General features: G+C 56.9%; 19 protein-coding genes. 4 read left to right on the top strand and 15 right to left on the bottom strand.

All coding sequences use genetic code 11. From position 1 onward, the window contains the following. The first annotated feature begins 73 nt into the window (after positions 1-73). On the top strand, positions 74-1,624 hold the full coding sequence (locus tag EPN93_04720) for a PAS domain S-box protein (protein ID TAL38518.1): 1,551 nt from the start codon (positions 74-76) through the stop codon (positions 1,622-1,624). 54 nt (positions 1,625-1,678) lie between these two features. On the opposite strand, the gene EPN93_04715 is transcribed toward EPN93_04720, so the two are convergent. Beyond that, complete coding sequence (locus EPN93_04715) at positions 1,679-3,070, bottom strand: flavodoxin (GenBank protein ID TAL38517.1); 1,392 nt, start codon at positions 3,068-3,070, stop codon at positions 1,679-1,681. Then, on the bottom strand, positions 3,067-3,651 hold the full coding sequence (locus EPN93_04710; GenBank protein TAL38516.1) for a WHG domain-containing protein: 585 nt from the start codon (positions 3,649-3,651) through the stop codon (positions 3,067-3,069). The genes EPN93_04715 and EPN93_04710 overlap by 4 nt, the downstream gene beginning before the upstream one ends. Positions 3,652-4,173: 522 nt before the next feature. On the opposite strand from EPN93_04710, the gene EPN93_04705 reads away from it, so the two are divergent. The 3 genes from EPN93_04705 to EPN93_04695 are packed head-to-tail and all read left to right on the top strand — an operon-like array spanning position 4,174 to position 6,821. Next, positions 4,174-5,022: a transketolase gene (locus EPN93_04705; protein ID TAL38515.1), complete on the top strand. Its 849-nt coding sequence runs from the start codon at positions 4,174-4,176 to the stop codon at positions 5,020-5,022. A gap of 1 nt (position 5,023) precedes the next feature. Next, positions 5,024-6,031, top strand: a complete 1,008-nt coding sequence (locus tag EPN93_04700; GenBank protein ID TAL38514.1) for a transketolase family protein — start codon at positions 5,024-5,026, stop codon at positions 6,029-6,031. Between the two features lie 10 nt (positions 6,032-6,041). After that, complete coding sequence (locus EPN93_04695) at positions 6,042-6,821, top strand: hypothetical protein (GenBank protein ID TAL38513.1); 780 nt, start codon at positions 6,042-6,044, stop codon at positions 6,819-6,821. A gap of 63 nt (positions 6,822-6,884) precedes the next feature. On the opposite strand, the gene EPN93_04690 is transcribed toward EPN93_04695, so the two are convergent. From EPN93_04690 to EPN93_04630, 13 genes are all read right to left on the bottom strand, one after another. After that, complete coding sequence (locus EPN93_04690) at positions 6,885-9,506, bottom strand: CHASE2 domain-containing protein (protein TAL38512.1); 2,622 nt, start codon at positions 9,504-9,506, stop codon at positions 6,885-6,887. 35 nt (positions 9,507-9,541) lie between these two features. Continuing rightward, positions 9,542-10,057: an endonuclease domain-containing protein gene (locus tag EPN93_04685; GenBank protein ID TAL38511.1), complete on the bottom strand. Its 516-nt coding sequence runs from the start codon at positions 10,055-10,057 to the stop codon at positions 9,542-9,544. A gap of 76 nt (positions 10,058-10,133) precedes the next feature. Next, positions 10,134-11,504: a hypothetical protein gene (locus EPN93_04680; protein ID TAL38510.1), complete on the bottom strand. Its 1,371-nt coding sequence runs from the start codon at positions 11,502-11,504 to the stop codon at positions 10,134-10,136. Further along, a complete protein-coding gene (locus tag EPN93_04675; GenBank protein ID TAL38509.1) occupies positions 11,501-11,944 on the bottom strand; it encodes a hypothetical protein in 444 nt (147 codons plus the stop codon). Before EPN93_04675 ends, EPN93_04680 begins: the two co-directional genes overlap by 4 nt. Positions 11,945-11,981: 37 nt before the next feature. Continuing rightward, the gene (locus tag EPN93_04670) at positions 11,982-12,704 is read right to left on the bottom strand and encodes a hypothetical protein (GenBank protein ID TAL38508.1); all 723 of its coding nucleotides are present in this window, start codon (positions 12,702-12,704) and stop codon (positions 11,982-11,984) included. A gap of 27 nt (positions 12,705-12,731) precedes the next feature. Next, positions 12,732-13,538, bottom strand: a complete 807-nt coding sequence (locus tag EPN93_04665; protein ID TAL38507.1) for a hypothetical protein — start codon at positions 13,536-13,538, stop codon at positions 12,732-12,734. 31 nt (positions 13,539-13,569) lie between these two features. Then, positions 13,570-14,550 (bottom strand): hypothetical protein, encoded by a 981-nt coding sequence (locus tag EPN93_04660; GenBank protein TAL38506.1) that lies wholly within the window; start codon positions 14,548-14,550, stop codon positions 13,570-13,572. 484 nt (positions 14,551-15,034) lie between these two features. Then, entirely contained in the window at positions 15,035-15,751 is a 717-nt protein-coding gene (locus tag EPN93_04655) for a hypothetical protein (protein ID TAL38505.1), read from the bottom strand. A 252-nt stretch (positions 15,752-16,003) separates the two neighbouring features. Next, on the bottom strand, positions 16,004-16,726 hold the full coding sequence (locus tag EPN93_04650) for a hypothetical protein (GenBank protein ID TAL38504.1): 723 nt from the start codon (positions 16,724-16,726) through the stop codon (positions 16,004-16,006). A gap of 336 nt (positions 16,727-17,062) precedes the next feature. Beyond that, the gene (locus EPN93_04645; protein ID TAL38503.1) at positions 17,063-18,175 is read right to left on the bottom strand and encodes a DUF1624 domain-containing protein; all 1,113 of its coding nucleotides are present in this window, start codon (positions 18,173-18,175) and stop codon (positions 17,063-17,065) included. Between the two features lie 203 nt (positions 18,176-18,378). Beyond that, complete coding sequence (locus EPN93_04640; GenBank protein ID TAL38502.1) at positions 18,379-19,692, bottom strand: hypothetical protein; 1,314 nt, start codon at positions 19,690-19,692, stop codon at positions 18,379-18,381. Between the two features lie 284 nt (positions 19,693-19,976). Further along, the gene (locus EPN93_04635; GenBank protein TAL38501.1) at positions 19,977-21,686 is read right to left on the bottom strand and encodes a hypothetical protein; all 1,710 of its coding nucleotides are present in this window, start codon (positions 21,684-21,686) and stop codon (positions 19,977-19,979) included. Between the two features lie 233 nt (positions 21,687-21,919). Further along, on the bottom strand, positions 21,920-23,242 hold the full coding sequence (locus tag EPN93_04630; GenBank protein ID TAL38500.1) for a hypothetical protein: 1,323 nt from the start codon (positions 23,240-23,242) through the stop codon (positions 21,920-21,922). Positions 23,243-23,866: the final 624 nt, after the last annotated feature.

The raw sequence follows: 23,866 nt of genomic DNA, 5'->3' as shown, positions 1-23,866 counted from the left end.
CGCGCGGGCGTGATATATTACATCATGACAGGTAAATGAGGCCGCTGCAAAATCAAATTTCGAGGATGTTCGAATGAGTTCCGATTCGCTATTGCAGAACGAGGATACCTTCAGGTCGATCATAAGCAACGTAAGTGAATACATCTACAGCGTCCGGATGCGGGACGAGGAGAGCGTGCGTTCCTACCACAGCCCCCAATCCGCCAGGGTCACCGGCTATTCCCCGGAAGAGCTTGGCTCCAACCCCTACCTCTGGTACCTCATGATTCATGCCGAGGACCGCGCGCGCGTGTCCGCCTTTCTGGCCGCAGTCAGGAACAGCGGCGCCTCTTCCAGCATTGAGCACCGCATCGTGCGCAAGGACGGCAGCGTGCGCTGGGTCTCGAACACCTGTACGGCTTCGGGCGGCGACCAGCCGGGGGAGTACCGCATGGACGGATTCCTCGTCGATATCACCGCGCAGAAGGAGCGGGAGCTTACCCTGAGGAAGCTCTCGCGGGCCATAGAGCAAAGTCCCTCCACCGTCGTCATTACCGACAAGCACGGCACCATAGAGTACGTAAATCCCAAGTTCACCAAGCTCACGGGGTACACCCTCGATGAAGCGGTGGGCAAAAACCCGCGAATACTCAAGTCGGGGACCCAGGACGCGCCTTTCTACCGGGATCTATGGCAGACCATACTGGCGGGGAACGAGTGGCGTGGGGAGTTCCACAACCGGAAAAAAAACGGGGAGCTGTACTGGGAATCCGCTTCCATTTCCCCTATCAGGGAAGGGAACGGCGAGATTACGCATTTCGTCGCCGTGAAGGAGGACGTCACCGCGCGCAAGGCGGCGGAAGACGCACTGCGCGTCTCCGAAGGGAAACTGCGCGAGCGCAGCGATGCGGTCGAGAAGGACATGAAGCTCGCGCAGCTCACGCAGCGCGCGCTCATCCACAAGCAGCTTCCTGAAAGCACGCGGTTCCAGGTCGAGTACCGCTATATCCCCCTGGACACGGTGGGTGGGGACTATTTCACCGTCCTCCCGTACGGCGACCTGGAGCTTGGCGTGTTCATAGGCGACGTGTCCGGGCATGGGATCGCCGCAGCGCTCTTCGTGTCACTCGTGAAATTCACCACCGATCGCATCTTCCGCAAGCATGCCTTCTCGCCCGCAGAATATATCAAACAGCTCAACATCCAGCTCAAGGACTACATGTCGAGCTACTTCCTTACGGGCATATACGGGCTGTTCAGTTTCCTTACCGACGGGAGCGCGCGCTTCACCTTCTGCAACGGCGGGCATCCATATCCGGTACTGCTACGCGCGGACGGGAGCGCGGAGCTCTTCGATTCCCGGGGCACGATTATCGGGGCGTTCGAGCAGGCGGTGTACGAGGAGAAGACCATGGTGCTCGGAAAAGGAGACAGGCTTCTGCTATACACAGACGGCATATCGGAAACGGAAAACGAGCGCAAGGAAATGCTGGGCTTCGAAGAAGGACTCGTAAAGCTCTTCCATGAATCCCGCCGCGAAACGCTGTCGGCTACGCTCGATACGATAATTGAAGCGGTCAACGCCTTCAGGGGATCGGCGCGGATAAACGACGACGTGGTCCTCCTGGGCTTCGAGATACTCTGACCCGCCGCGGAATCGCGTACTCCGCCCCGGCTGCCCCCAGATTCGACTATTCCCTCAGTGCTTCGCGACTATCGCCTTGAGCGGCGCCACCATCCCGGATTTGATCTTGTTGCGGTAAATCTCCCGACGCATGAACGGTATCCTTGAAATCAGGAGCATGACCGAGGCTATGGCGCGCATCTTGAAGCGTTTCTGGGGGAAGTCGTACATCCCGTGCTTCTTGTAATATTCGTGGTCGGACCTGAAAGGAAACCGCAGGTGCGAGAATATTTCGTCGCGGAATACCTTCATTCCGCCCACCCCCAGGAAGGTCCTGGGCCTGGTATAACCGGCACGCGACGCCGCGGCCAGGCGTGACGCGAAATCGGAAAGCACGCGGTCAAGGGTGCGTGAATCGCCCTGCTCGTCGCTCACGATATCCACGAGATTCGCGTGCATCAGCTCCGTGTGCGCCTCGAATATTTCGCGAAGGAACCCCAGGCTGCCGATGGGCCCGGAGATCACGTAGCCGACCTGTTTCCCCTGGAAGAGCGGCTGGTGATTGTTGTAGAATGAGCGATCGATGAATGTCTTCCAGCGCGCAGACAGGTAGCGGTCGCGGATCGTGCCGCAGAACAGGAGTATATCCGCCCCCTTCACCTTTTCGTTGAAAAATTCTATATAGCCGTCCTTCCCGGACCAGGCGCAGTCCCCGTCCCATCCGCAGCGGATGCAGCCCAGGCACCCGCCCTTAATGTCGAGATCGTTGATGTTGAATTTCTCCGCGGAATCGCCGAACAACCCGGCGAGCCTGCCCGTCATGCCCGCGAGTGAACCCCTTGTGCCGGTTTCATCGGTGAGGATGAGGACGCGCTTTCCGCCGGTGTCGATGCCGCCCGTGACCTTTCCCGGCCTGTAGGAGGACTTGTACGCGGCCAGCGGCGCCGTCCTTCGCGGGAAGCTCAATCTTCCCGTCACTGCGTCGAAAAATCCGCGCGCGAAACCCACGAGCCTTTCGCGTTCGCTTCCTTTCATGAGATCGAACATGTACGGCGAATACGAGCCGGCAAAGCGCATTTCAAGGTCGTCGATAATACCGTTCATGTAGGCATGCGCGGTGTGGTCGAAGAAGTGTATCGACGTGGTCAGGCTCACGGCGTATTTCCCGGAGAACGCCTTCGCGGCGCCGCGCTCGAAGACGAGCTCGATGAAGCGCTTGTACTGCGCGGGGACCAGCATGTAATACAGGGGAAACGCCCAGACCACGCCGTCCGCCCGCTTCACCGATTCGATTATTTCGCTAAAAAACTTTTCGTCTTTCTCCACGCGGTGGATGAGCTGCGAAACATTGACCGACTCGAATTCGTGTTCGGGGAAGTGCTTTTTGATATATTCGACATACTGCATCGTGACGCTCACCGCCCCCTTGGGACTCCCGTTCAAAATGAGGATCTTTAAAGCCTTCATTGCGCACCCCGCTCCCTGTTGATTTCGGCCATCGCGATGTCGTAGCCGGTGACCTTTAAAAAATCCGTGATGTATTCGATGCTGTCGTCGTCGAGTGCCTTCTGGCTCGCCAGGAGCGAGAGGCCGTGGGTATATACCCACATGTGCTCGAGCACCCGGTGCCGGCCTTCTTCGCTCAGTCCCGCGAGCATCGCCTCGCCCGCCATCTGGGCTTCCAGCCGGCCGAAATGCTCTTTGCGCAGCCGGCTCCGGAGCGCGCGGTGCGGGGACTCGTCCAGGAAAAGCGCGCGGAAGAGCATGGGCTCTTCTTTCGCGAACAGCGCGTACCCCACGCCCATGTCGAGAAAGACGTGACCGGTGCGCGGGGTGGTCTGGAATTCGTAAAGCATGCCGTTCGCCCTCGCGAGCAACGCCTCCTCCAGTTTTTTCATGGACCCGATCGCGGAGTACACCGGTGTCGTGGAGGAGCCCAATTTATCGGCGATGGTCCGTGCGCTCAGGTTGTCGAAGCCCTCGCTGCGGAGCACGGTGAAGGCCGCGTCGATGACGCTCGCGGCGTCGAATGTGGTTTTAGGAGGCATGCGTTTTACTCCTTAATATAACACATGTTATAAAACATACGTTATATATCAAGAAGAAAACTCGATTTCGGCAAAAAATTTTCATCGCCTGGCCGGGTACGCGTATCGGCCCCCGACCCTTCGACTGGGGCATCATTGTCAAACAAAACGATGATCCGCCGGCGGCGATTGAAGAGATAGAGACCGGGATTGAATCTGGCCCGTTCATGGCCCCGTCATTTCGACCGCAGGGAGAAATCTTTTGTGTCAATGCCCCACAAGATTTCTCACCTCGGAAGGCGGGTTCGAAATGACAGAGGAAGAATCCCTAATCCTTTATCTCTTCCTCCGCTGATCACCGGACATGAATTTAATGGGCTGATCAGGGTGAAAATTCTTGATTAATATAGATATGATCTGTTAGAATTACACCGTTAACCACACCGGGCAAAAAGTGCTTGATATAAAAAAGGCATGAGCTTAGTGTGACGGAAATGAGCGAACGCTCACTCGTTTTCTAATATCTGGCAGGGAGGTGCGGAAATGCCGCTCACGGCAGACGAAGTCAAATTGTTGCAGCAGAAGGCGAAGGACGTCCGCAAATCGATCGTGGACATCACCTTCACGGCGGGGGGAGGGCATATCGGCGGCTCGCTATCCCAGACCGACATACTGGTAGCGCTCTACTACAAGTACATGAATATCGACCCCAAAAATCCCAAGAAGGAAGACCGCGACCGCATGATCCTTTCCAAGGGACACGGCGGCCTCGGGTGGGCGGCGGTGCTCGGCGAAAAGGGGTATTTCGACAAGGCTCTCCTCAAAAACTTCAACAAGACCGGCTCGCCCTTCGGGATGCACCTTGACTCGCTCAAGGTTCCCGGGTGCGACGCTTCGACGGGATCGCTGGGGCACGGGCTCGCGATCGCCGTGGGAATGGCGATAGGCGCGAAGAAGCAGGGAAAGAATTTCCGGACCTACTGCGTGATGGGTGACGGCGAGTGTTGCGAGGGCTCGGTGTGGGAGGCGGCGATTATCGGCGCGTTCCACAAGCTGGATAACCTCACCGCGTTCGTCGACCGCAACAACCTCATGATCGACGGCCGCACCGAAGACATCACCATGCTGGAGAGCCTGGACGAGAAGTTCAAGGCGTTCGGCTGGGAAGTCCTGCACGTGGACGGGCACGACATGCAGAAGCTGGGCGGGGCGATCGAGCAGGCGCAGACGATCAAGAACAAGCCGACGATGATCATTTGCGATACGGTCAAGGGCAAATGCGTCGACTTCATGGAAGACGAATCAAAGTGGCACTACGGCGGGCTGGACTCGGACATGAGGGACAAGGCGTTCGCCTGCATCGATACCTATTACGACAAGGTAGGAGGCTGATATGGCTGAAGGTATGACATGGTCGGTGCTGGACGGTGACAAGCTCACGCAGGCCGAAATTTACGGGAAGGTGCTCACCCAGCTCGGTGAGAAGAACGATAAAATCATCGCGATGACGGCGGACCTCGCGAAGTCCACCAAGATTGGCGCGTTCGGGGACAAGTTTCCCGAAAGGTTCATCAACATGGGTATCGCCGAGAACTCGCTCTTTGGCGTGGCCGCGGGCCTGGCGATGGTCGGGTACACGCCGGTGGTTTCCACGTTCGCGGTGTTCGCGGCGCTGCGCAGCGCCGAGCAGGTGCGCACGGATATCTGCTACCAGAACCTGGACGTGAAGATAATCGCGACGCACGCGGGAATCTCATTCGGGCAGGCGGGCTCCACCCACCATTGCACCGAGGACATCGCGGTGATGCGCTCGTTCGCGAACATGACCGTGATCGTGCCCGCCGACGGGATCGAGACCGGGAACGCCGTGGTCGCGGCGATGGACCATGCCGGACCGGTGTACATCCGCATTGGGCGCGGGTTCGAACCGCCCGTCAACACCACGAAGGACTACGGCTTCCAGATCGGCAAAGCGGTCACGATGAAGGACGGAAAGGACGTTACCGTCATCACCTGCGGGGTCTGCGTGGGCCAGGCGATGCGCGCCGCGAAGGTGCTCGAAAGCCAGGGGCTCTCGGTGCGCGTGATTAACATGCACACGGTCAAGCCCATCGACCGCGAGGTCATCCTCAAGGCGGTCGTCGAAACCCGGCGCATCATAACCGTCGAGGAGCATAACGTCATGGGCGGCCTGGGAAGCGCTGTGGGCGAGGTGATCGTGGAAGGCGGCAAGGCGTGCGCCTTCAAGAAGCTGGGCGTTCCCGACGCGTTCGCGATCGTGGGCTACCCGGAGGATCTGTACAACTACTACAAGTTCGACGCCGACGGAATCATCGAGGCGGTGGGCGCGCTTATGAAGAAAGAAATCGAAGAAGACGAAAACTGGGACGACGAAACTTAGGAGGGGAGCAATGGCGGACAGAACACAGCTGACAATTCGCATCATATTACGCTCGATCCTCCCCCTGTTCAAGACGCTCTACAACGAGAACGAGGGCTTCTACAAGAAGATGCTCGGGGGGGTCGACGGGACGATCCAGTTCTCGGTGAAGGGAACCGATTCGGGCGCATATCTCGATTTCAAGGACGGAAAACTTGACATAGTTCAGGGCATTGTCGAGAAACCCGGCATTCACTTCGCATTCAAGAAACCGGAAGACCTGGTGGCGTTCTTCACCGGGGGCGTGGCGCTGCCGTCCATATCGGGACTGTGGCGCTTAAGGCTTCTCATGAAGCTCATTCCCCTCTTCCTGGGGCTGCTGCTGCTCATGCCGAACAAACAGCCCAGGGACACCGCGACGAGGCTTTTAAAGGTGAAGCTCACCATGTACATGATCACGAACGCCCTTTCGCAGCTCAACAAGGGCGGCGACGAGGACATGGCGGCATGGACGAGCAAGCAGCCGGACCGCATCTACCAGCTTTCGGTGCAGCCCGACGGGCCCGCGGCGTACCTGCGCGTGAAGGGCGGCAAGTCGAAGTCCGGCCACGGCGTGTATGGCCGGAAGGCGCCGTTCATGCACATGATGTTCAACGGGCTTGACGGCGCCTACAAGGTGCTCGCCGAAAACAAGGAGACCGTACAGGCGATGCGCGACGGGGACGTGAAGCTCGAGGGCTCGCCGGAATACGCGGGCTCCATGGGCTCGTTCATGGTGCGCATCCAGAACATGCTTATGCCGGCAAAATAAACGATATTCTGCATCTATCCTCCGGATTTACTCACGTGGTCATGGCGAAAGCCATGACCATTTTTATTTTGTCGTGAGCCGGTATACCCCGTCCCAGCTCTTGGGCGGGGGATTCTCGATGAATTCGGTGCAGCGGTCGTAGTAGGTCTTGGACGCGCCGTCGTTTTCGACGATCTTGAGCGCTGACCTGAACGCCGAGCGTGCGGCCTTCCACTCGCGCTCGCGCCATGCCGCGAGCCCCTCGTAATATTTTTCCAGCATCTCGTGCATGTAGTCGGGGAGGCTGCCCTTTCTTCCCAGGAGCTCGTATACCTTGGTGGGCTCCTCCTTGCCGACAACCCGGATGATGTCAAGCTCGCGCGCCTCGATCACGTCCTTTGCCTGCTCGTACGTGTTCTCCGCGATCATGGCGTAGGTCCCGTACTTCTTGTTCACGCCCTCGAGCCGCGCCGCGAGGTTGACCGCGTCGCCCATCATGGTGTAGTCCATGCGCATCTTGGAACCCATGTTGCCCACGACCGCGTTACCGGTGTTCATGCCCATGCGGACCTTGAGCTCGTCGCGCCCCGTTTTGCGCCATTCGTCCCTGAGCTCCGCGAGTCTCTTCTTCATGTCAATCGCCGCGAAGCAGAGCCGTTGGGCGTGGTCGGGGAAGGGGTGCGGGGCGCCGAAAAACGCGATAATGGCGTCCCCCTCGTACTTGTCGACGGTGCCCCCATAACCGAGTATGATGTCGGTCATTTCGGAGAGGTACTCGTTCAACAGCGCGACCAGTTGCTGGGGGTTCAGCTTCTCGGAGATCGTCGAGAAACCGGCGACGTCCGAGAAAAATATGCTTATCTCCCGCAGCTCGCCGCCGAGCTGGAGGGACTCGGGGTTCTTGATGATCTCGTCGATGACCAGGGGGGAAAGGTAGTTCGAAAACGCGGACTTGATGAAGCGCTTCTGGCTTTCCTCGCTCGCGAACTTTATGGCACCGATCGCGACGGAGGGCAGGAGAAGCGACAGGGTTATTCCGAGCTGGTCAAGCCAGACATCGGCCAGGGCGAAGACGAGTACGCTCACGACGGTCACGCCTATGAAACCGGCGATGATCGCGACGATTATCTGCATGGCGGAAAGGCGCTGTATGAGGAGACCCGCCGCCAGTGCGATAGCCAGCATTATCAGAATGTTAATAAGGGGATGCGCCTTGTGGATGTAGTTGTTCTGGACTATGGTGTTGAAAATATTGTGATACGTGCCCACCATGGGATACTCCGATGACACCGGCGTCACCCCCATGTCCTGGGTCGCCGTGGCGGTGAGTCCGATAATACCGGTTTTGTCACGGAGCTGGTCGACCTCGCTTACGAGCTTGAAGGCGGCCGAGAGATTCTGCAGATTGGTGACGTATTCCTGGAGGTCGCGCTTAGGCGCGGATTTAAGCTTTTCGGCGCTTGTTGCCGCCTCGTCCTGGATGCCTTTAAAGATCGCGACGTCCACGGAACGCAGCTTGTCCCTGGTGGCGGCGAGCGTTTTCCATTTATCGGCCCTTTGGGCCGGATCCTTCGCCGCGGCGTAGTCCGCGATACGTTTGGGCAGCTCCGCCACGATCGACTTTCGGGTCATTTTCTGTTCACGGAGAAAGTCATCGCCCTCGTCGTTCAGGAACGCGTACACGCTGTCGCGGAAGTTCCCGTATTCGAGCAGCGCGCTGAAGGACAGGTGGTGAAAGGTGGTCGCGAACTGGCCCGCCCAGTTGATGAACATCATCCCCTTCGCGTCGATGGGAATGACGATGTCCTTCTTTTCCAGGGTTACGGGATTGACCGCGTTCGGGAGCACTATGCGGGACCCGGGGGTGATTCTGACATCGTCCGGCTTTATCCCGCATTGATCGATGAGCATCGCCAGCGCCATGTGGAAATAGACGCGGTTCTCGAACACGCGCACCAGCCGGATTTTCCTCGATATCCCGTCCATGTCAAAGTCGCTGTCTACATAGCCAAAGGTCCGCGCCTGGCGCGTGAGGGCGGGGATGGGAAACTGGATCATCACGCGGTCGGGAGAAACGAGCGATTGGAACTCGCCGACGCGCTCTTTGGGCACGGGGATGGACGCCTTCTCGGTGAAAATCCTGTACGCGGCGTCGTACTCCTGCCGGGTTTTCCTGTCCAGGTGATCCATGGATATCTTTTCATTCAGGAAGCTGTAGGAGAGCACTACGCTGCCGGATTGCTTCAGCGCGGCGGCCAGCAGCTTGTCGTTGTCGATCACGGCTTTCTCGACGTCCTCGACGGTCATGCGCCCGCCGGCCCTGGCCCGCTCGATCATGGCCGAGAATTCATCCTTGCGGGCGATGCGCGGCGAATCGTCCATGAACTGGACGTCGAACGCGGCCTGGCGAAGGCCGGCCTTGTGCAGCACATTGACACCGTCCGCGTAGATATAGCGCGGCCACGGAAACTGTCCGCCGATCTTGATCGCGTTATCGTCGATATCCAGGAACGTGAGCATCTCCCACTGGGCGGGAGCCGGTTTCACGCGGAAGCGCAGGTCATAGAGCTTAAGCTCGAAGAGCTCGTAGATGGTGGTCAGGCTCAGGAGCAGGATGAAGAGCACCAGGACGACAGAAACGCCCACTGCGTAGTACTTGTTCTGCTTGAGGTTTTCCTTGAATTGAGCGATAAAGTTTTTTATCATGGTTCCACCGCGTGCGTATTTATTAATTTCTCCTTCTAATCAGAGGGAGTTGTTCCGCATGTTTTTTCTAATTTATTTTGATCGCTTATTGAATGGATAAGTGCTGTCTTTGTTTCCCCTCCCTCGATGGGAGGGGTTAGGGGAGGGTGACTCATGCAATGGGTATCAATAATAGTCAATACGCCTTCCAAATTCTTGAGTACATCGGTATTATAGAATCGTAATACGTGATAACCTTGTTCATTCAGCCAATGCTCCCTGACCCCGTCCGTGCATGATTCTATATGCTGACTTCCGTCCAGTTCGATAACGAGATTCAATGGGGAACACATGAAATCCACGATATAATTACCGATTTGCTGCTGTCTCCTGAATTTAAAACCTCGCACTTGTTTTCCCCTCAGGCGCTTCCAAAGCAGCTTTTCCGCTTCCGTCTGATTTGATCGCAATGCTCTTGCAAATGAGGTTAAATTTTTATTCAAACAACCCCTCACCCCCACCCGGCCTCCCCCCTCAAGGGGGAGGGGAAAAGGTTCTATTCGGAATACCATCCGGAAATACACCAAAGGGAAGCATATGCTTCCCTTTGGTACTATAGGTGCCGTGTTGAAAAAGTAAAGCGCTAAATCAGAAACTCAGGTTGAAGCCGGCCATGACGAAGTGCCTTGTGGGCTCCGATGACGCATACGCCTTGCCGGGTATAAAGGCCGCATAGTTCACGAAGAAGGCGAGGTCGTGCAGGATACCCCACCTAATCGCAGCGTCCAGTCCCTGGCCTACGTCCGTGCTGTTGTTGGGAGCTTCCCCGGAGTTAATGGTCCCCTTCGCTTCATCCTTCATGTAATACGTATAGTAGAAGAGAAAGTTGATCCGCCGCATAGTCGGGGACGAGGCCGCATACAGCGGCACGAACGAGCCCCCCAGCCGCGCGATATGAAGGTTCGCGAGCGTGGGCCGGAGCGCATACCCGCCCTGGTACGTACCGAACGTGATGAAACCGTTATCATCCCCCGCGGTATTGCCCGTGGGGTCCTTGTACCCGCCGCGGTCCTTGTCGCCCGAGCCGTAGGCGTACTGGAAGAGGATAGCCGGGTTGAATGCGGCGTCGAAGTAATAGTTAATCCCGAGCATCCACGCCATCGCCTTTACGTCGGCCTTCTCGTTCGTGGTTCCGATATAGCTTTCGCCCATCTCGTAGATGAATTCGGCGTAATAATCGAGCCCGTCGGCAAGGACGCCCTTGAGTCCCCCGCCATAGTACTGCGACTGGTAGCGTGTTTTTGTTCCCGCGTCTTCCTTGCCCTTGTCCATCTGCATGAGGCCCAAGAGATAGAGGGTCTGATTCGCCATCGTGCGTTCAATGGTGCCCCCCGCGAAGACGCGCTTGGAGCCGTCCGCGATGTCCCTGGTGCTCAGGCCGTAGGGGTTGTTGTCCTTCTTGAGGTAACCCGTGTACGCGCCAAACGCCTTCAGGTCGATTATGTTCGTAAAAATATCGACCTCGCCGCCGTCCGCGCGACCGTTCATGACAAGACCCGTGCCGATCACGTAATACTTGCGTCCCGCCGCGACCCGCAGGGCGCCCGAGGCGAACGTCATGTTGATATACCCCATGTCGAGATCATAGACGTTGTCGTCGGCCGCGGAATTGAATTTCTTATCCTTGATGCTCCCCGGAATCAGGTAATCGTCCTTGCCGCGCACATAGATATACGCATCCGGCCACAGGGTCATCTGCATCCAGAGCTTCGTGGTGACGATCGCGGAGCCGCTGTCGGGATCGGATCCCTTCTTCTCGTCGATCAATACCGGCGTCACCCAGCCGCCGTAGCTGAACACGAACGGGGCCTTGTTCTTGCCGGCAGCCGCCATGTCCGGGTCCATGCCAAGGTTGGGAATGAACCCGTCCTCGGACGCATAACCTGCGGGCTGTGCGAACGCGGGAGCGTACATGGCCGCGATCAGGAGCGCCGCACACGCAAATAATAGCTTTCTCATTTGGCGCCTCCCTTCTTCTCCATCATGACCCGTATGGTCTCGATGAGCTCGGAGCCGGAAACGATCTCCCACTCACCGCTGCCGGGAAGCATGATCTCCGCCGCGACGCACGCCGTAACCGCATAGCGCCGTGTTCCGATAACGGCGAACAGGAGCGAATCCCCGAGCTTCATCTGGTTCGCTATCATGAGCGCGAGCGTCCCCTTGCGAAGCGTTTCGCCCTCTGCGTACCGCGAGGCCTTGATGATCCCCTGCGCCTCAAGGAACTGCGCATCGGCCTGGAATCCCGCGGACTGACCGCCCGCCGCGGGGACGAAGAGCTTCACGGCGTCCCCGAAGGTGGCCGTTTCTTTTTTAGCGAGCTCGTTCACGAATCCGATGTCCTGCGCAAATACCGCCGACGCGCAGAACACAAGGATAAACGCGAGCATTTGTTTCATTTCATCCTCTCACACGTTTTGATGATCGTTTATACGCTTACGGCCAGATCAGGTCGACCGTCACCTTCGAAGGAAGGTTGTCGAATACATCGACCGGTGTCTCGGCGTTGTCGATCAGGTCGCTGTATATCTGGTGCGTCTGCTGTTCCTCGTCGGTGATCCCGTCGGGGTGCACCTTGACGAGCGAGTTGCCCCTCTGCTCGTTCAGGAGCGGATCGGGCCTGGGATTGCTGCCCGTCAGGTTGAAGAACGATCTTCCGCTCACGCGGTTGCTCACACCCCTGTTGTTGTGCAGGCGAAGGACGCCTTCCCTCGCGAGGGCGCTCATGCCCCGGACCGGGCCGAACGCGATGCGCTCCCTGGTCCCGCGGACGCTGGACGTCGCGACCGGGGTCGTAATGTTGAACCTGGTCTTGACCGCGCCAATCTTGTTGATCTTCGCGGAGACGCTCCCGTACTTGAGGCCCACGGAATTCTCGGACTCTTCACCCGTGAACAGGTTCTTGTATATCTTGATGGTGGTAAGCTGTTCCACCGTCATCTCGTGCCCGTCCAGGGAGAGGTCCACCGACGAAAACATGCCGGTGCTGATAAGGCTCCCTTCCGCGACAGGCATCCCGGCCCCGAGCATGTTCCACGTACCGCCCGGCGTGAGATACGCCGCGTAGCCGTTGACCGCCGTTGTCGTGACCGCAGAGTAGCCCGCGGTACCGAACGCCATGACCGCGAGTAAGGTCATAAGCAGTGTAGTCTTTTTCATTTTGGTTCCTCCTTAAAGTTCAAAATATTAACAACCGCCGTTTCCTATCGCCACATGTTCGACAGTATCCCCTTCTCCGAAGCTGTTAAAAGGCACAATTTTATATACCGATGCAGGATCTCCCTCGGTCTGAGTACAATCATCAGAAATTCCCTCGGGATCGTTATACGTTACGGTTGTCGATAACGGCGCAGCATCAAAAGTAACGATCTTGCTGAAGCTGCCTGTTATCCAATCATTGATGCCTGCACTCCATGTGCCCTGAGCTCTGTAAACGATATAGCCCTCTATATTTGTTGATTGGGTAAAAAGATCGAGCAGTAATGGATTTGATCCTGAAGTGCTTAAATAAAAATCGGAATTATAAACCGGGAGCAATCCCATATTAATACTTAACATCATCTCCTGCCCTCCTGATATGCTTTCGAGGGTTTCTATTCCACCGTATGTCCGGTTCACGGTTTGACCATTAAAGTATTGACCCACAACGATGAATGTATACGGGCCTCCCGCGGGAATTTCAAGCGTTGCCGCGCCCGTGACCCACTCCGGGTCGGTGTTGCTGAAAAAGACGGATGCGACCTCGCTTCCGCCGGATGTCGCCGTTATGGTGATCCTGTCCACGCTCAACTGCCCGGACGGCTGGTCCGCCTGCGCGTTGGAAGAAAGGCTTATCAGCGCAACTATCCTGTCGAACAGGGACGGCGCGTACGTTTTCGCCTGGGACGGGATGCCCAAGTTGATGGTGACGCGCGCCACGTCGGAACTGGAGCAGCTGATGAAAAAGAATGTCATGACCGCGATGATGGTCATATGTAGTGTAGTCTTTTTCATTTTGGTTCCCCCTTTCTAATAATCATGTGATTTAGCAGTTATCAAAGAATGCGGGTTGTTCGTCAGAATCGTCCCCTTCGCCAAATTCATTGATTGGTACTACGAAATAGCCTGATACCTCAATTCCTACCGCTAGGCAACCGGTTCCTAAAACCCCGTCCGTATCAGTGAAGGCGGTCGGTAAGGGGTATGCGGCGGCTTCGATTGTTTTTATCTTAGCATATGCCCCATAGCTCCAATAATAAGACTGATAAAAACTATCATAGGTATAGGTCGCATTGGCACGATGTATAATATACCCTTTGATGTTTTGGGAAACAGGGACAAATTGAAGTATTGGGTAGGAACCCGTATCAGCAACTAAAGTGAAAGTATAATCCGATACTTCTATCGGCAACAAGCCCATTTGTATCGGCAGGCTAGTCTCAGCACCACCGGCTATCGAATCAAGAAGACTCAATCCGCCGTATCGCTTATAGGTTCCATCCTGGGTATACCACGCGACCACGGTAAACAAGTATGGTCCTCCAGCGGGAATTTCCAGGCTTGTCTGCCCATCGTCCCAATCAGATGACGGAGGGTCGCTGGTGATAGTTTTCGTGACAACTTCGGCGCCTCCCGACGAAACGCTGATTACGATCGTGTCGATTTGGTAAGAAAGCCCTGTTGGCGGTTCCGCCTGTACCCTGGTCGATAGGCTTATCAGCGCAACTATCCTGTCGAACAGGGACGGCGCGTACGTTTTCGCCTGGGACGGGATGCCCAAGTTGATGGTGACGCGCGCCATGTCGGAATTTGAGCAGCCTGATGATAATGCGATTGCACAACACGCCAGCAGTATTGGGAATACCGCCTTCATTCTCCCCGTTTTCATATCACGCTCCGCACGTAATGAGATCTGTGTATCTGCGCCTATTACCATACGGGTTTCAAAAATGTACAAGCTTATTTTTGGCCCGAGTGTGCGGTGAACGTAGTTCATATTATGTCTTATGTCAAGCATTTTGCCCATGTATTTTTCATGGAGCGAGTGTGAGTCAATGCCAGTAAAATGTTCTGTGCGACTGATTTTTGTTTCATGGCCAGTGAATACCTCCTGTGACGTTAGGTCAGATCGGTTAATGTACAAAAAACAGGGGGAAGCGTCAAATGCGGGGGGAAAATGTTACCGGAAATGGGGACTGGATCGTAAACAGAGCGACCCCCTCCAGGCCTCTGGTGTACAGGAAGTACAAATGCAGCGGAGGACAAGGATGTCCGGGAGCTGCCCCCTTGGAAAAAGGGGGGAGGTGTGAGAAGCATGCTCGGTTGTCTGAAACGGTGTGAAAAAGCGTCCTTATAGCGGGATGTGCAATTGGCTTAAAGCGCCTTCCCCTTCACAAGGGGAAGGCGGCCGCGCGCAGCAAGGCCGGATGGGGGCGGCATCCCTCTGTCCGGGAGTTAAAAAAACCGGCCCTGGAAAGGACGTCGGGGAAACTGCGCTAATGTATTCCCGCCTAATACGATCGATAGCTGCTTGCCGGTTCGCTTGGTAAACCTTCTCCCTCACTGCTCACGACAGTAACCCTATAATAATAAGAGACAGGGAGTATGAGAGGGGGCGTATTTGAGGTCGATGTTTGCGCATTCGTTGAATTGGGGAAATAACCCAGAAATGAATATCCCCCTTCCGGTGAATCGGAGCGATACAGGTTGTAACCGCTCACGAACGCCCCAAGGCTAAGCGTGTTGGCGTTGTCCCAGTTCAAAAGGATATTCATCCCCCCGCTCGTTGCGAAAATTTCAACGATAGGTATCATTCGTATGGGGAGCGTCACATCATCCCCGGGGTTAAGATCGATCGTCTCGCTGCCGCCGTAATTCAGATATCCGGTTCCGGTGATGGTTGATTTGACGGTAATTCGTCTCTGTGTTCCTGCGGGTACCTCGGTTGAAAAACTGTCCGTTCCTGCAGGAAAAAGGGTTTCGATGGTTTCCAAACCGTCTCCCTCTATTTTCAGCAGGATGTCACCATGCGCATCCGGCCAATTTGTGGACATAGCCTCCGCCCTCGTGCCAAACAGCATCAAAACCCGGTCAATGATCGAGGGCGCCTCCGCCTTCGCAGTTGTGTAGTCCCCGATCACTATCGTCACTCGCGCCATATCGGAACTTGAACAGCCCAGGGCGAGCGTGGTCATCACGAGTATGCAGAGCATCCATCTGTATTTCATTTATAACTCCTGCACGGGTTGTTGGGAGGGGTACCAGTGTACGGGCCCCACTCTATATCTGTCTATGATAATGCATTACACAACGGGTGGGGGAATAGTGCAAGATATTATCCGGGTTTTTCGAATCATGGATTGCGCCGACAAATCGAGCGGGTCCATGCGATCCAACCCACCCGTGAACGAATCCGCGACCAACCCCCGGGTGGTGAATCGCGTTCATACCCGGGAGCAGTCGCCGCAGATCGAACCGTCTCAGCTTACATATACGAACGCGAATGGCTCCGAAGGTAGTCCATCACCATTAGTACTCGTTACGACGATTCGGACATAATAGGTCGTTCCGTTTATAAGGCTGACAGGGAACGAACCGAATGTGCTGATCGCACCGGCCGTATGGCCCACGAAGGTGTAGGGACCATCGATCGAGGTGGAAATGTACATGTCATATCCCGTTACACCGGTCTGTGTCACGGCGTCCCATTCCGCGGTGACTATGCCGTAGGCCGCCTGAATCCTGGTAATCGGGATCATAGTGATATGGACCGTGACGTCGTCGCCCGGGGAGAGGTCAATGACGGACATGCCCCCGAAATTCTCATAATCGGGGTTCGTCGAATAACTGCTCTTGGTCATCGAAACCACTGTCAACTTCCGTGCCGCCCCGGCGGGAAGCTCGGTCGTGAAGGTGCTGGTGTCCGTCGGAATGTGGGCTGTGATCGTTTCGATATCGGGCGCTTCTATGGTGAGCGTGATGTCGATATCGGAATCCAGGTGCGTCGACGGCCAGGGGGGCGCACTCACCGCCTCCGCCCTCGTGCCGAACAGCATGAGGAACCGGTCGATAATCGACGGGGTCTCGGCCTTCGCGGTTGCGAGATCCCCGATCACGATCGTCACCCGCGCTGTGTTCGTATCGGAACACGCGGGTACAAGCGCCAGAAGTGTTATCAGCGCGGCTATATATGCATTTCTCATTCTTCACTCCTCCTTGGGTGCTGCACGGGTGAACGCATCGCGCCTGCCCCGAATCTTGAATAATACAAAGGGGCGGGGCGGAATTCAAGCGCTCCCTTCGGCTCCGCTCAGGGAGCGGGCTGGAAATGGGGCATCGCTCGGGGGGTACGGTCTGCTGGGGTGCTCCCTTCGACTCCGCTCAGGGAGCGTGACATGGCTCAAGGGGGCGGGACATGTCTTAGCGAGAGGGACATGGCTCAGCGAGCAAATAGCGGATTGTCACTGTATGTAGTTTCTCGGGAGGGGAATTCGCTCAGGGAGCGGAGCCGAGGGTGGTCCCTGAGCGGAGTCGAAGGGTCAACCCGCCGGGAGGCGTATCAGCCACTCGAACCCGTACCGGTATCCGATTCGCTTCCAGTAGTACGCGCCCGTCATAAACAGCGCGAGCACCGCCGCGACGATAGCAAGCGTCTCCGCCTCGGAAAATGCCTTGAAGGTGCCGATAAGCCTGCTCAATTCCATGAAGAGCATGACGTGGATCATGAAGATGCTGAGCGAAGCGCGCCCCGCGCTCGCGAGCGGGCCTTCACTCGTGAGGAGCCCCCGGTGACCTATCCATGCGAAAAGCGCGACGGCAACGAGCGCCCCCCCGCCCAGCATGAGCAGGAGCGGCGGCTGGCCCGGATAGAAGTGCGCCTGGATGACGAAGGCGCGGTAAAAGGTCCCGTAGGTCGCGAACGCGAACCCGTGCCTGTAGGCGAGCGCGAGCGCCGCCCCCGCGACGAGACACGCGAACCCCGCGAGCGCGACCGCGCGGAAACTGTTTTTCATGACGAGCCGCGCGGCCGGGATCCCGGCGATGAAAAATGCCGTCCAGGGCAGGATGGGGAAATGGCCCTCCGCGAGCGCGAGCCGTGCGACGCCCCCCGCCTGGCCGTAGTCCGATATGCGCGTTCTATTGAAGAAGAGCGGCGAGTCGAGCCAGGTCTGCGCGAGCACGGCGCCGGCGAGCGCGGCGAGCGCGAGTAAGGCAAGCGACCACGAGGGGAGCCGATTCAGCCCCCCGGCGAGAATGAGCGAAATTCCGACAAGGTGAAGCACGTACCACGAACCGATGGTGAACCAGTGCGGCGCGGCGAAATTCAACACGTAACCGAGCGCGAGAATGCAGAGCCCGTGCGCGGCGAGCGTCCTGCCGGGGCGCGTGCGCGACGCGAACAGGTACGCCGATCCCGCGCCCGCGAGCATGACGAATAGCGGCGCGCTGAAGGCGCCCGTGCTGTTGAGCGCCATCATGAAGGGGTGCGCCTTGAAGATCGCCGTCATGTTGACCCAGGGCTCGCTCCACAGCCACGCCATGAGGTGCTGCTGCACCATGAGAATTATCGCAAGGCCCCTGAGCGCGTCCAGCCCGGGGTTGCGTTCCGGGCGATGCGCGTGCGCGGGAGTTTTGGAGGGCAGGGCGCTCATGCGGTCATGTTTCCGATATTGATGTGGTGCGCGGGAAAGCGCGCCGATTCACGGATGAAACACCGGGAAGGGGTGCGAAGGCAAGTAAAAAATACTTCCCGGCAGGGCCGTAACCAAAGATATCCGCAGTCGCGTCTCACTCGATAGGCATTGTTATGCCTTGTGAAGGCGCGGAAACGCTTCCGCGCCTTCACGCCCTTCCCTCATGAATACGAAAGAAAACTGAACATGCTCGACCCGGAACCGTCCAGCTCGGCATAGGCCGACCAGTCGGAGCCGCTCAGGTCGCCGAACGAGACGACCCGGTCGAACACCGGATAGCCGTGCACCGTGTCGGTGTCCATGAGGACGAACTTCCTGTTCAGCACGGCCACGAAGTGCACCGGGTGGAAAAATTCCATGGGCGCGCTCACGATCGAGCTGAAGGTGGAAGTAACCGATCCCGCTTTCCCGGCATACTGGAGGCTTTTCGTGAACCTGAGAATCTCGCCCACGGGCGTGGATACATAGCTCGCATTGATGACGTACACGTACGGTTCGCTGATTTTAACATGAAGCGACCTTCGCGTGATCATGCCGCCCACGTACGGCGCGCCGATTACCGCGCCCGCCTCCGGATCGAATCGAACCACGGCGTCGTCGCCGTTGTACACGCCCGAGATGTAAAGTATCCCGTCGTCCGCGACCGCGAGCCCGGTGACCTGGGTGAGGAGCGAGGGCGTATACGTTGCGTATGTGCCCGGGGTGAGCGTGGTCCGGCGGATCATGTTGCCCGCGTTTGCATAATACACGAGCCCCGCCGCCCGGTCGACGGCGACCGCGCGCAGCGATCCTCCCATCCCGCCGGAAGTGGTATCGTACCCTGAGAAGAAATTCGCCCCGCTGATAGTATCGATGCGTATCAGACCGCTGCTTCCCAGGGCGACGTAAATCCTTCCTCTCGCGTCGAACGCGACATCGTAGGGATTGTAGAGCGCGGGCGGTGTGTACGTCGACGGCGTCGTGTCGTTGATATCGTCGATCTGGATGATCGTGCCCATTCCGTAATTGGGAATCACCAGCTTCGTCTCGCTCGCCAGCATTTGAATCGAAATGGTCACGTCTTCGCCGGGGGCGAGGTCCGCATTCGCGCTTCCGGCGTATTCCAGGACCGCGCCCGGATCAAGGGGATCGATGTACGCCGTTACGGTCAGCACGAGGCCGCTTCCCGAGGGGACGTCGACTGAAATGGATGACGAGGTCGGTGAAAAGCTTTCCTCGAAGGTGACCATTCCCCCCTGCGTTACCTGGAGCCTTAACTTGGTAATATTCGCAGGCACCGCGGCGTGCGCGTTCGTGGGGAAGAGCGGAAACAGGGCGTAGATACGCTCGAAGACCGTCGGTGCGGCCTGGAGCACGGCGTGATGGGGAAGGCCCAGCATTATCGTTACATGCGCATAGCCTCCGCCCCCGCAGCTCCACAGCGGAAAAAGCGCGAGTATGATAATGGCGAAAATCAGGAATACACGAAGTTTCATGATGAATACCTCCAGGATACTCCGCGCCCGCGACTCACCGCTTTAGATAATCTTCCCACGCCGTACATGCGGCTGACGCCTGCGCGGACCAATAGAAGAAAATACAAGCCTCGCCGAGGTCTTTCAAGCGGCGGCGGTAAAAATGGGAAAAAACAGAAAAAATATTGATACACGGTGATGGGGAAGGGGGGGGTGCCGATACGCTTAACCTGGTAATCGAGGGTTTTTCAGTCCATCCATGCCGAACAGCGGAATGCTCACATGCGTAATTTTTCTCTGCGCAGTCAGGAAACCGGTATTTCCCGGGTGAGCTCTATCTCATCTTCCTTCAGCGCGCGCGCCGCATCGACGATCGAAGGCCACCAGTACAGGAGCTCGCCGTACATCCCCAGGATCTTTTTACCCAGGTCGCGCGCCTCCACAGGCGTGCGTCCCTGCAGCAGGTCGCTCGGCACCGATGCCTCGCCCTTGAGCGCGAACTCTTCCATTGATTTAATGGCGCGCTCCAGATCGCGCGCCCAGAAGGAGGGCTGGTGATTGTATTCCATGAGACTGTTTTCCATAAGGCCTATGCGGTAGCTCGCCTGCGCAATCCAACGGGATTTCATGAAGGACTCGTAGTCGGCGTTGTCCATGGAGGCGATGCTCTGAAGGTGCGTCCCCAGTGCACCCATGCGGTCGCGGGGGGAATCCATCCCGGGGGAAGGGCCAAAGGAATGCAGCGCGATGAAAACAATCTCCGAGAAATAGAGCAGGGCTTTTACCGCTGAATCCTGCGTGAAATTCCTTGCGCCGGAGGGGAAATGTGCGAGTGCCCAGGGGGGGTATCCTATCGCACAATCCTTGAAACATGCTTTGAGTGCATATGCGAAAATGAAGTCCTCGCCGCGCAGCACGGGGATGAATGGAGGGAGCAGATCACGGTTGTCAAGGCCTACGTTCATCCCGGGAAAGTATGGTCCGGGTGTTATGGTGGTACGCGTGAATACCTGGAGTAGTTCACGGGAATAAAAGGCTTCTCTATAGGCTTTCTCCGTGGATACGAGTCTCTCCCGGTTTGACATTTCAAGCATGAGGAAAGACCGGGGTGTTCCCATACCGGAATCGCCGTATGATCCCCCGGCTGTAGCGAGCACCTGTGCGCCGAAGGTCATAAGAGTATCAAGGAATTGCCCCGCACCCATGTCGAGCTTGAGCGCATTGGCATCCGCGTATTCGCGCGCGATGCCCGAAACCTTGCGGCCCAGTAATACCTCATGGACAGCAAGAATATCGGTATCCCTTGTCTTGACTTCATGCAGAAGCTCCTCCCGGCTGCTATAGAAATGCAGCCCTCCCGGTCCGGGAATTTCCGCGAGTTCCAGACCGCCTTCAAGCTCCGGCGATGGCGCCGGGGCGCATACAATGTCATCGTCCGTGCTGAGGGCCATGCAGCCGGTGGTTGCAAGGAGAGACGCATTCCTATTGGCGCCGTAGGTAAGGCCGCAGTTCAAAGTGTCGAAAAGCGCAAACCGGATCAGTTCCGGGGGAAGGCCGAGAGGTTCCAGCCGACGCGCAATCTCTTCGGCAAAAACTTTTTTTTCGACCTGCCCCGCATATCGTATGGCGATCCCCTCTTCGAGAGAGAGCTTCGAAAGCGCAACGACCATGTGTATCTCCGCCGAGACGTCGGTTGAGTCATTGAGCGCTATGTAACCCGGCGCGCGCCCGTGGACGTGCGCGTTCGCAATGAAACTCTTCATTCCACGGAGGAGGAGTGCCGGCCGATCCTTGGTGGGCCAGCAAATGGCCGAAATAGGCGCCGGTTTTTCGGTAGTCTGGCCGAATCGCGTTATGCGCCTGACAATTTCCGTGTGGGGGACCAGGAGCCCAATGGACACGAGCTCGCGGAGCGCATCGCGGGCCAGGGCAAGGTCCCCGCCGCCCCAGCCGCTCGCGGCCGCTTCCTGCGCGTGCTCTTCCAGAGTACGAAACCTGGTTAGCCTGTGAAGCATGAGCACAAGTGTTCCGTGGATTCTGAGGGTGCGGGATGTTGAATTATCGAAGACAAGATATTCTTCACCGTAAGAACGGTGAAGTTTCGGGTTCAAGGCAATATAGGTTTTATCAGCCGGGGAGTCGGTCCTGGTGTCCAATACCCTTTTCACTATGCCGTGCGAAGTTTACAATAGAGAATGCCGCATGATGACGCAGATGCGAGGTCATTGTGCGGCGATCGCGCCTAATCCTATGAAAATGAATAAAAACTGAAGTATGTGCCCATCGTCGATGAACCTGAATATTGATACTCTGCATATGCCGACCAGTCGCTGCCCTCCAGGTTTCCGAAAGATACGATGCGGTCATAGCTGGACGATGTGTCGGTATCCATAATCGTAAATTTCCTGTTGAGCACGGCCACAAAATGTACCGGGTGAAAGAATTCCATGGGGGCGCTTTCGATGGAGCCCATTGAGGAGGTGACAGCCCCGGTTTTCTCTATGAATTGGAGATTTTTTGAAAACTTGAGTATTTCTCCGACTGGGGTGGATATATAACTGGTATTGATTACGTAAACATATGGGTCATTAAACTTAACATGGATAGCCCTGCGTGTGATCATTCCACCTGTATAAGGTGTGTCTATAACCTCACCAGCCCCTGAATTCGCTTCGGGATCAAAATGAACAACGGCATCGTCGCTGTTATATACACCGGAAATATAAAGCGTACCATCATCGGCGACTGCGAGACCTGAAATTTGGTTCAAGTTGGACGGCGCATACGTTGCGTATGTGCCCGGGGTCAGTGTGGTCCGACGGATCATGTTGCCCGCGTTTGCATAATAGACGAACCCCGCCGCCCGGTCAACGGCGACCGCCCGAATACTGCCCATGGATGTTATATCATATGAAGAGATCTGATTGGAACCTAAAATATCATCAACTCTCACAAGTCCGCCTGAGCTGAAGGCGATATAGATTCTTCCGGCCGCATCGAACGCAACATCATTAGGAGAGTAGCAACCACCAACCGGTAATGAGAGCTTGTTATTCCCGGTAATGTCATCTACCTGGATAATTGTACTGTAGCCATAATCCGGAATCACAATCTTCGTCTCACTCGCCATCATCCGTATGGAAATCGTAACCTCATCCCCCGGCGACAGGTTCGCGTTCGCGCTACCCGCGTATTCCAGTACGGCGCCGATATCGGCGGGATCGATAAACGCGGTCACCGTGACCGTGAGCCCGCTTCCCGCGGGAACATCGGCGGATATGGACGAAGAACCGGGGGAGAAGCTATCCTCGAAGGTGATCGCTCCTCCCTGGGCAACCTTGAGCTTCAAACCGGTAATGTTCGCCGGCGGTGCGGCGTGTGCTAATTTCGGAAAGAGTGGAAACAACGCGCAGATACGCTCGAACGCGGTGGGTGCGGCCTGGAACGTCGCATGATGGGGGAGTCCCAGCTCGATCGTCAGGTGCGCGGTCCCCATGTTTCCGGAACAGGTCCAGAGCGGAAGCGCGGCAAGCAGCAGTATCAGGATTAACTGGCGCGGGCGGGAATTCATGGCAATACCTCCGGAGAGTAACCAAGGAATAGACCATATTCAGAACGTCAGGGCTATCAAGCACAATTTAACCTGGGTGTGTTTATTTTTCATGCGGGGATGCCGCCGGGGGGACCCCGTGGCGCGGGTCACGGGGGGTGGGCCCTCGCGGGGGCTTTCAAGTCAGGCATGCCGGTTCCGGCGATACGGGGCAATATCGGCCCCCGGGCCACCATCGCCTGTGTACGCTTTTCTCAAAGGCATTATAACAGGGATTAACAGGATGGACAGGATTAGCTTGTCCGGTTATTATACCAATCCTGAATATCCTGTGAATCCCTGTTAAATTCTCAAAGGCATTATAGCAGGGACTGTCAGGATGGACAGGGATTAGCTTGTCTGGCGAAAATACCGATCCTGAATATCCTGTAAATCCCTGTTAACTTACACGCCTTTTAAGGCATCGCGTGCTACGCCAATTTTCCCAGCGCCGCCTGAATGCGCGCGCACCCGTTTACGATGTTCTCGTCCGAGGTCGCGAACGAGAGCCGGATGAAATCGTCGTCGCCAAATTCCACCCCGGGCACCACCGCGACCTGCGCCACCTCCAGGAGGTAGGCCGTGATCGCCGCGGAGACGCTGGGA

This window comes from Spirochaetota bacterium (genome assembly GCA_004297825.1).
Taxonomy (GTDB): domain Bacteria; phylum Spirochaetota; class UBA4802; order UBA4802; family UBA5368; genus FW300-bin19.
The sequence above is the reverse complement of the archived record's forward strand: the minus strand, read 5'-3'. Positions and strand labels throughout refer to the sequence as shown.

Coding starts and splice junctions, on each gene's coding strand:
- EPN93_04720 (TAL38518.1), top strand. CDS start 74: ATGAGTTCCGATTCGCTATTGCAGAACGAGGATACCTTCAGGTCGATC.
- EPN93_04715 (TAL38517.1), bottom strand. CDS start 3,070: ATGAAGGCTTTAAAGATCCTCATTTTGAACGGGAGTCCCAAGGGGGCG.
- EPN93_04710 (TAL38516.1), bottom strand. CDS start 3,651: ATGCCTCCTAAAACCACATTCGACGCCGCGAGCGTCATCGACGCGGCC.
- EPN93_04705 (TAL38515.1), top strand. CDS start 4,174: ATGCCGCTCACGGCAGACGAAGTCAAATTGTTGCAGCAGAAGGCGAAG.
- EPN93_04700 (TAL38514.1), top strand. CDS start 5,024: ATGGCTGAAGGTATGACATGGTCGGTGCTGGACGGTGACAAGCTCACG.
- EPN93_04695 (TAL38513.1), top strand. CDS start 6,042: ATGGCGGACAGAACACAGCTGACAATTCGCATCATATTACGCTCGATC.
- EPN93_04690 (TAL38512.1), bottom strand. CDS start 9,506: ATGATAAAAAACTTTATCGCTCAATTCAAGGAAAACCTCAAGCAGAAC.
- EPN93_04685 (TAL38511.1), bottom strand. CDS start 10,057: ATGGTATTCCGAATAGAACCTTTTCCCCTCCCCCTTGAGGGGGGAGGC.
- EPN93_04680 (TAL38510.1), bottom strand. CDS start 11,504: ATGAGAAAGCTATTATTTGCGTGTGCGGCGCTCCTGATCGCGGCCATG.
- EPN93_04675 (TAL38509.1), bottom strand. CDS start 11,944: ATGAAACAAATGCTCGCGTTTATCCTTGTGTTCTGCGCGTCGGCGGTA.
- EPN93_04670 (TAL38508.1), bottom strand. CDS start 12,704: ATGAAAAAGACTACACTGCTTATGACCTTACTCGCGGTCATGGCGTTC.
- EPN93_04665 (TAL38507.1), bottom strand. CDS start 13,538: ATGAAAAAGACTACACTACATATGACCATCATCGCGGTCATGACATTC.
- EPN93_04660 (TAL38506.1), bottom strand. CDS start 14,550: ATGGGCAAAATGCTTGACATAAGACATAATATGAACTACGTTCACCGC.
- EPN93_04655 (TAL38505.1), bottom strand. CDS start 15,751: ATGAAATACAGATGGATGCTCTGCATACTCGTGATGACCACGCTCGCC.
- EPN93_04650 (TAL38504.1), bottom strand. CDS start 16,726: ATGAGAAATGCATATATAGCCGCGCTGATAACACTTCTGGCGCTTGTA.
- EPN93_04645 (TAL38503.1), bottom strand. CDS start 18,175: ATGAGCGCCCTGCCCTCCAAAACTCCCGCGCACGCGCATCGCCCGGAA.
- EPN93_04640 (TAL38502.1), bottom strand. CDS start 19,692: ATGAAACTTCGTGTATTCCTGATTTTCGCCATTATCATACTCGCGCTT.
- EPN93_04635 (TAL38501.1), bottom strand. CDS start 21,686: ATGCTTCACAGGCTAACCAGGTTTCGTACTCTGGAAGAGCACGCGCAG.
- EPN93_04630 (TAL38500.1), bottom strand. CDS start 23,242: ATGAATTCCCGCCCGCGCCAGTTAATCCTGATACTGCTGCTTGCCGCG.